Origin of the sequence: Ensifer aridi (genome assembly GCF_002078505.1) — a bacterium.
Lineage (GTDB): Bacteria > Pseudomonadota > Alphaproteobacteria > Rhizobiales > Rhizobiaceae > Sinorhizobium > Sinorhizobium aridi.
This window is the reverse complement of sequence record NZ_LUAV01000002.1, coordinates 1-7,642: the sequence shown is the minus strand read 5'-3', so window position 1 is coordinate 7,642 and position 7,642 is coordinate 1. Positions and strand designations below refer to the sequence as shown.

Here is a 7,642-nt window from a genome sequence, read left to right as displayed (position 1 = left end):
GGGTGCCTCCCAGGGCGGATCGGGTATTGCTCTAGCGATCGCCGTGGGATCCAGTGATGCGGGCGCGGGACTCCGTCAGGTGAAAGCGCATGTAGAGGCGCGCGAGGTCCGGGTCTTGGCTGGAGATCGCAGTGAAGACCTTGCGATGCTCCTCGAGGACGCGGCGGCGCCTGTCCTCCGAACCCCGCTGAGTGAGGCTCAGCGCCACACGCATCGAACCGCGCATTATGTCGCGCAGGTCCTGCAGAAGGCGCGGGAACAGCTCGTTTCCCGCGGCCCCAGCAACGGCAAGGTGGAAGGCGAAGTCCTCCTCCCAGCCGGTTTCGCCGCGCTGGAAAGCGCCCTCCAGCGCCGAAAGCGCCTCGCCGATCTGGTTGAGCTGCGCCTTGGTACGGCGCATCGCCGCGAGCCCGGCGCATTCGGTTTCAAGGGCAAGCCGCGGCTCGAAGGCCCTGAGATAGCTCGCGATTTCCGCCGAGGCGGCGAAACTGGTGAGCTTGTCGGACGGACGCGATTTGACGAATGTGCCGATCCCCTGGCGCGAGATCACGAGCCCATCCGCCTGCAGCCGCATCAAGGCTTCGCGCACGACCGGCCGGGAGACCTGAAAATCGCGGCAGATCTGGGCCTCGGACGGCAATTTCGCGCCTTCAACAAGCTGCCCGCTGGTGATCTGCTCGAGGATCTGGCCGTAAAGAACATCGGCAAGGCGTTCGCGCCGTGCCGGTTTGAGCTTCAACATCACGTCGTTCAACAGCTTTGTCTCGCCTGTCATTTTTCTGAACAGGCTTAACTTAGCCGAGCCGAGCGGGAATGCAAAGGAGGTCGCCAATGGCCAAACGCAAGAGTCCAGAAGATCTTAGGAGCTTTCGCTGGTTCGGCGCCAAGGACCTGCGCTCCTTCGGTCATCGCTCCCGCCTCTACCAGATGGGTTATGATCAGCAGGAGATCGCGGCCAAGCCTGTCATCGCGATTATCAACACCTGGAGCGACATCAACCCCTGCCACGCGCATCTGCGCGCCCGGGCGGACGAGGTTAAGCGCGGCGTGTGGCAGGCCGGCGGCTTTCCGGTCGAACTGCCGGCGATGTCGCTCGCCGAAACCTATGTGAAGCCGACGACGATGCTTTATCGCAACTTCCTGGCCATGGAAGTGGAGGAACTCATCCGCTCGCATCCGATCGACGGCGTCGTGCTGCTCGCCGGCTGCGACAAGACCACGCCGGCAACGATCATGGGGGCGATCCAGGTCGATCTGCCGACGATCTTCGTGCCGGCAGGACCGATGCTGCGCGGCAACTATCGCGGCCAGATGCTCGGCTCCGGCTCCGACGTCTGGAAATACTGGGCGGAGAAAGAGGCGGGGCAAATCACCGAACTCGAATGGAACGAGATGGAGCGCGGCATCGCCCGCTCCTTCGGCACCTGCATGACCATGGGCACCGCCTCGACGATGACGGCGCTGGCCGATACGCTGGGGCTCTGTCTGCCCGGCGCTTCGGCGATCCCCGCAACGGATGCCGGCCACTCGCGCATGGCCGCGCTATCGGGCGCGCGCATCGTCGAGATGGTGTTCGAGGACCTGAAACCCTCCGACCTCTTGACGGCGAATGCCTTCGAAAACGCGCTCACGGTGCATATGGCCATGGCCGGTTCGACCAATGCGATGATCCATCTGATCGCGATGGCGCGGCGATGCGGCGTGAAACTGACGCTCGACGACTTCGACCGCGTGTCGGAGAAGGTTCCGGTTCTCTGCAACATCCGCCCGACCGGTGCATTCCTGATGGAGGATTTCTATTACGCCGGCGGGCTGGTCGCGCTTTGGAAACAGTTGGCGTCGCTGCTTCACAAGGAGGAACGAAACGTCATCGGCACGATCGGCGGGGCGCTCGAGCTTGCCGAGGTTCACCTGCCCGACGTGATCCGTTCGCTCGACAATCCGGTCGCCGCACGCGGCGGCACGGCGATCCTTAAAGGGAATCTTGCGCCCGACGGCTGCGTGATGAAGCCGCCGGCTGCAGACCCGGCGCTCCTCAAGCACCGCGGCCCCGCCCTCGTCTTCGACGACTACGACGCGATGATGAGGGCGGTGAACGACGAGGAACTCGACGTCACCGCCGACACGGTGCTCATCCTGCGCAATGCCGGCCCGGTAGGCGGCCCGGGCATGCCGGAATGGGGCATGCTGCCGATTCCGAAGAAACTCCTGAAACAGGGCGTGCGCGACATGGTGAGGATTTCCGACGCCCGCATGAGCGGTACAAGCTACGGCGCCTGCATCCTGCATGTGGCACCGGAAGCTTACATTGGCGGCCCCTTGGCCGCGGTACGGAACGGCGACCTCATCTCGCTCGACGTCGCCAATCGCAGCCTCACCCTGGAGGTCGATGAGCGCGAGATCGAACGCCGGCTCGCCGAGTGGCGCCCGCCGGAACGCGATTATTCGAGAGGCTATCTGAAGATGCATGCCGAGCACATCCAGCAGGCGCCGGAAGGCTGCGATTTCACCTTCCTTCAGTCGCCCCATAAGCTTCCCGAGCCGGAAATCCACTAGATCTCATCCCGCTAGCAATGGCTGAGAGCGGTGCCTCCTCGATCTCCGCCTTTGAGCCCGCGGGGAGGAGGTTCCTCCGATCATCGGCATTGCCCTGCCGACAGACTGCAATACATCCTGTTTTCAGAAGGCACGGCTTCAAAGAGCCGAGACCGCCATCTTCTCGGCCTGAAGCAGGAGGCAGTCATGGTTCCACCCAAGACGGCAAGAGACGAGTCCAGCAACAATGCGGCGGCGGCCGGCCCCTTGTCACCGGACGAACTGCGGCGGATGGACGCCTATTGGCGGGCATCGAACTATCTGTCGGTCGGCCAGATCTATCTCCTCGACAACCCTTTGTTGAAGGAGCCGTTGAAGCGCGAGCATGTGAAGCCGCGGCTTCTCGGCCATTGGGGCACCTCGCCGGGCTTGAACATGCTCTATGTCCACCTGAACCGGGTGATCAGGCGCGACGATCTCAACATGATCTACATCATCGGCCCCGGTCACGGCGGGCCGTCGCTGGTGGCCCACGCCTATCTGGAAGGGACCTATAGCGAGGTCTATCCGGACATCAGCCAGGATGCTCAGGGCATGAAGAGGCTGTTCAAGCAGTTCAGCTTCCCCGGCGGGATCCCGAGCCACGTCGCGCCGGAGACGCCGGGCAGCATTCACGAGGGGGGCGAGCTTGGCTATGCACTGAGCCATGCCTATGGGGCTGCCTTCGACAACCCGGATCTGATCGTCGCCTGCGTCGTCGGAGACGGCGAGGCCGAGACTGGCCCGCTCGCGACGGGCTGGCATGGCAACAAATTCCTGAACCCGGCGCGCGACGGCTCAGTGCTGCCCATCCTGCATCTCAACGGCTACAAGATTGCCAATCCCTCTTTCCTTGCCCGCATTCCAAGGGGCGAACTGCAGAAGTTCTTCGAGGGCATGGGCTACGCGCCGCTTTTCATCCAGGGGCATGAGCCGGCGGACGTGCATCAGCAATTGGCGCGCGCGCTCGACACCGCACTCGCCGCCATTCGCCGCATCTCGACCGATGCACGCGAGAACGGCAATCTCAAACGTCCCATCTGGCCGATGATCGTCTTCCGGACGCCTAAGGGCTGGACCTGCCCGGCGGAGATCGACGGCAAGAAATGCGAGGACTACTGGCGCTCGCATCAGGTGCCCATGGGCGAGATGGACAAGCCCGAGCACATCCGCGTCCTGGAAGGCTGGATGAAGAGCTACCGGCCGGATGAGCTGTTCGACGGCGACGGCCGGCTGAAGCCGGAACTGGCCGAACTTGCGCCAACAGGACGCCGGCGCATGAGCGACAACCCGCACGCCAATGGCGGTCTCTTAATGCGCGCGTTGAAGGTGCCCGATTTCCGCGACTACGCGGTTGCCGTTCCGAGCCCGGGTGAAAGCACGGCCGAATCGGCGCGGGTGATGGGCACCTATCTGCGCGACGTCATGAAGCTCAACCTCAAGGCCCGGAATTTCCGCCTGTTCAGCCCGGACGAGAACAACTCGAACCGCTGGCAGGATGTGCTGCAGGCCACCGATCGCTGCTTCATGGCCGAGATTTATCCCGAGGACGATCACCTGTCGTCGGATGGGCGGGTCATGGAGGTGTTGAGCGAGCATCAATGCCAGGGATGGCTCGAGGGCTATCTCTTGACCGGACGGCACGGCTTCTTCTCCTGCTATGAAGCCTTCATCCACATCGTCGATTCCATGTTCAATCAGCATGCCAAATGGCTGAAGGTCTGCAACGAGATCCCGTGGCGGCGTCCGATCGCCTCGCTCAACTACTTCCTGAGTTCCCACGTCTGGCGCCAGGACCATAACGGCTTCAGCCACCAGGACCCGGGTTTCATCGACCACGTCGTCAACAAGAAGGCGGACGTCATCCGCGTCTACCTGCCGCCGGACGCCAATACGCTTCTGTCGGTAACGGATCATTGTCTGAGGAGCCGCAACTACGTCAATGTCATCGTCGCCGGCAAGCAGCGAGCGCCGCAATGGCTGACGATGGACCAGGCGGTCAAGCACTGCAGCAAGGGTCTCGGCATCTGGGAATGGGCGAGCAACGACAAGGGCGCCGAGCCCGATGTGGTGATGGCATGCTGCGGCGACGTGCCGACGCTCGAAACGCTGGCCGCGGTGGAATTGCTTCGCGAGCACCTGCCGGATCTGAAGGTGCGCGTGCTAAACGTGGTGAACCTGATGAAACTCCAGCCAGCGAGTGTGCACCCGCACGGCCTCGCGGACCGCGATTTCGATGCCTTGTTCACGAAGGACAAGCCGATCATCTTCGCCTTTCACGGCTATCCATGGCTGATCCACCGGCTCACCTACCGCCGCACCAATCATGCCAACCTGCACGTTCGCGGCTATAAGGAGGAAGGGACGACCACGACGCCCTTCGACATGGCGGTCCTTAACGAGCTGGACCGCTTCCATCTGGTCGAGGCCGTGATCGACCGGCTGCCGCAACTGGGCGCCCGTGCCGCCTATTTCAAACAGGCGATGCGCGAGAAGCTGACCGAACATCGGCAATACATCGAAGAATACGGCGACGACATGTCCTCGATCAGAGCCTGGCAATGGGGCGGCAAGGGCGCAGCGGCCAAGCCGCAGGAAAGCTCGACCGCAGCGGACAACGTCTAAGCTGCGTGCGGTTGCGGCTTCACAAATGCCCTGTCACCGCCGGCGCCCCGTCCCAGGCATCCTGCCGGCCGTCCTCGTAGACGATCGGCGCATTCGCCAGCTCTTCGTCGCTCGCGTCGTCGAGACACGCGATATTGACCGCGTAAAACGGCCCACCCATGATTTCGTAATCGGCACTGGCGAAGGGATGCACGCCGCATTGTTTGCAGAAGAGGTGGCGGATCGAGCGCTCGCCGAAGCGGTATTCGGCCAGGGCCTCCTCCCCGGAAAGCACTGAGAAATCCTCCGGCGTGACGAAGACCTTCCAGAACCGCGTCTTAAGGCAGAAGGAGCAGTTGCAGCGGAAGGTGGAGGCCCACCAAGCGCCCGGCCGCGCCGGCGGCGATCGTTCTCCCTCCGGCGCAAGGTCGCAGTTTGCGGAAAAGTGCACCGCGCCACAGTGGCAGCTTCCGTGATAGCTCTTTCTCATTCCACAGCCTCCTTTTGCCCGGCGACATAGATGGCAAGCCGGTCCATGCATTCGCCCCAGCCCTCCGCGTGACTGTCGCGGCTCTCGACCGTCGGGAATGGCGTCTGGTGGAATGTCAGCCGCGTGCCGCCCGCCGCCTCCTCGAAGGTAACGGTGATCAGCGTATCCGTGGCACTCTCCTCTTCCCATCTGAAAGTCAGGACGATACGGCTCCGCGGCACGATCTCGCGATAGATGCCGTGCGCCCAGTAGTCCTGTCCTTCCGGCGAGCGGATGCAGGTGCGCCAGGCGCCGCCTTCCCTGAAATCCACGGTGATGGCCGGCACGGTGAAGTCCTTCGGGCCCCACCAGCGGACGAGGTGTTCGGGCGTCGTCCAGACTTCGAAAACGAGACTGCGCGGCGCATCGAAGACGCGCGTGATGGTGAGGGCAATCTCCTGCTTGAGCGTTTGGGCGTTCATCGTTTCATCCTTCGTGGTTGGATAATCGCAGCATCAGCCCTGATCGGACTCCTTGCCCTGGATTTCCTGAAGATAGCTTTCGAGCCGGTCGAAGCTGCCGTCCCAGAACCGGCGATAGGGCTCGATCCAGTCGGCAATTTCCTTCATCGGTCGCGCCTCCAGCCGGCAGGGGCGCCATTGGGCGTTGCGACCACGCGATATGAGGCCCGCACGCTCCAGCACTTTCAGATGCTTGGAGACGGCAGGCAGGCTCATGTCAAAGGGGGCCGCCAATTCGTTTACCGTCGCCTCCCCGGCCGCAAGACGCGCGATGATCGCGCGACGGGTCGGGTCGGCGAGGGCCGAAAGGGTGGTGCTTAGCTGATCCATGCTCACCAGCACTTTACTCATCAGTTAATTAACCTTCTGGTTTATCTCAGGAGAGCGTCCGTCTGTCAAGAGCGGTTGCTCCCCGCGTGCTGCGGACCAGGCGGATGAAGGAGTGTTGGTCGTGCAAGCGGGTCCGAATGGCGATTGATCCGGCTAATGGAACATCTTCCCACGCCCGCGTGTTGAGCGCTCCTGAGGAGCGAACATGAAGAAGCATATAGAGGAGATCGTTTCGGCGTTGAGACGCCGGCACGCAGTGCTGTTCGTCGGGGCAGGCGTTTCGATGAGTGTGGGGCTGCCTTCATGGAAGACACTGATAGACCACATGGTGAGCGACCTGCATCTGGATGATTCCGTCATGCAGGACCCCGACGTGACCTATCAGACGATCGCCGAATGCTATCGCCTGGAGCATGGAGACATCGGCGCGCTGTGTGATTGGATGCGGCAGAACTGGCGCGTTTCGCGGGACCGCATCGAGAAGTCCGACCTCCACAAGCGGCTCGTCACACTCGATTTCCCGGTGATCTACACCACCAACTACGACAGCAATCTGGAAATCGCCTACGACGTCTACGGCAAGCCTTATGCGAAGATCAGCCATGCACGCGACATCGCCTCCGCGCCGGCGGGAATCACGCAGATTATCAAGTACCACGGCGACTTCGACGATGACGACACCCTCGTGCTGACCGAAACCGACTACTTCAACCGGCTATCCTTCGATTCGCCCCTGGACGTTCGCTTTCTCGGCGACGCCCTCGGCGCAACAGTGCTGTTCATCGGCTACAGCATGTCGGATCTCAATATCCGGTTGCTTCTGCACCGGATCTGGAGCACCTGGAAGCGGTCCGGAAACGAAGGCGAGCGGCCGCCCTCCTACGTGTTCATGTATCGGCCCAATCCCGTCCAGGAGACGGTTTTGAGCAATTGGGGCGTAACTGTGCTCGGCGGCGAAGGGGCTGATCCGCAGGAGGCGCTGCTCGCCTTCGTTGGCGAGCTTTGCGCCGAGGCCGGTTGCAGCATTTGAGGCTGTGCGACGCCGTCGGGGCGCGGACGGTATCGATCTGGTGATCAGGGTGCCCTGAACGCGAAAAAGGCCCGCGATTGCGGGCCTTGAGTTTGGTTGCGGGGGCAGGATTTG

Annotated in this window: 7 protein-coding genes; 3 read left to right on the top strand and 4 right to left on the bottom strand. The window is 62.6% G+C overall.

The features are described 5' to 3' along the window. Nucleotides 1-31: 31 nt before the first annotated feature. A complete protein-coding gene (locus AYK65_RS00320; protein ID WP_081157919.1) occupies nucleotides 32-754 on the bottom strand; it encodes a FadR/GntR family transcriptional regulator in 723 nt (240 codons plus the stop codon). A gap of 77 nt (nucleotides 755-831) precedes the next feature. Between AYK65_RS00320 and araD the strand changes: the two genes are divergently transcribed. Both araD and AYK65_RS00310 read left to right on the top strand, forming a co-directional pair. Beyond that, on the top strand, nucleotides 832-2,556 hold the full coding sequence (gene araD / locus AYK65_RS00315) for an L-arabinonate dehydratase (protein ID WP_081157740.1): 1,725 nt from the start codon (nucleotides 832-834) through the stop codon (nucleotides 2,554-2,556). A 186-nt stretch (nucleotides 2,557-2,742) separates the two neighbouring features. After that, on the top strand, nucleotides 2,743-5,199 hold the full coding sequence (locus tag AYK65_RS00310) for a phosphoketolase family protein (RefSeq protein ID WP_081157739.1): 2,457 nt from the start codon (nucleotides 2,743-2,745) through the stop codon (nucleotides 5,197-5,199). A gap of 19 nt (nucleotides 5,200-5,218) precedes the next feature. Here the strand turns inward: AYK65_RS00310 and AYK65_RS00305 are convergent, their stop codons facing one another. The 3 genes from AYK65_RS00305 to AYK65_RS00295 are packed head-to-tail and all read right to left on the bottom strand — an operon-like array spanning nucleotide 5,219 to nucleotide 6,498. Beyond that, the gene (locus tag AYK65_RS00305) at nucleotides 5,219-5,668 is read right to left on the bottom strand and encodes a GFA family protein (RefSeq protein WP_081157738.1); all 450 of its coding nucleotides are present in this window, start codon (nucleotides 5,666-5,668) and stop codon (nucleotides 5,219-5,221) included. Next, nucleotides 5,665-6,129 (bottom strand): SRPBCC domain-containing protein, encoded by a 465-nt coding sequence (locus AYK65_RS00300; protein WP_081157737.1) that lies wholly within the window; start codon nucleotides 6,127-6,129, stop codon nucleotides 5,665-5,667. Before AYK65_RS00300 ends, AYK65_RS00305 begins: the two co-directional genes overlap by 4 nt. 33 nt (nucleotides 6,130-6,162) lie before the next feature. Continuing rightward, nucleotides 6,163-6,498, bottom strand: coding sequence for an ArsR/SmtB family transcription factor (locus AYK65_RS00295; RefSeq protein ID WP_026615587.1), 336 nt, complete (start codon nucleotides 6,496-6,498; stop codon nucleotides 6,163-6,165). 205 nt (nucleotides 6,499-6,703) lie between these two features. Between AYK65_RS00295 and AYK65_RS00290 the strand changes: the two genes are divergently transcribed. After that, complete coding sequence (locus tag AYK65_RS00290) at nucleotides 6,704-7,528, top strand: SIR2 family NAD-dependent protein deacylase (RefSeq protein WP_046120646.1); 825 nt, start codon at nucleotides 6,704-6,706, stop codon at nucleotides 7,526-7,528. Nucleotides 7,529-7,642: the final 114 nt, after the last annotated feature.

Bases quoted from the DNA above. Each gene is read 5' to 3' on its own strand.
- araD (WP_081157740.1), top strand. From the start codon at position 832: ATGGCCAAACGCAAGAGTCCAGAAGATCTTAGGAGCTTTCGCTGGTTC.
- AYK65_RS00300 (WP_081157737.1), bottom strand. From the start codon at position 6,129: ATGAACGCCCAAACGCTCAAGCAGGAGATTGCCCTCACCATCACGCGC.
- AYK65_RS00305 (WP_081157738.1), bottom strand. From the start codon at position 5,668: ATGAGAAAGAGCTATCACGGAAGCTGCCACTGTGGCGCGGTGCACTTT.
- AYK65_RS00295 (WP_026615587.1), bottom strand. From the start codon at position 6,498: ATGGATCAGCTAAGCACCACCCTTTCGGCCCTCGCCGACCCGACCCGT.
- AYK65_RS00290 (WP_046120646.1), top strand. From the start codon at position 6,704: ATGAAGAAGCATATAGAGGAGATCGTTTCGGCGTTGAGACGCCGGCAC.
- AYK65_RS00310 (WP_081157739.1), top strand. From the start codon at position 2,743: ATGGTTCCACCCAAGACGGCAAGAGACGAGTCCAGCAACAATGCGGCG.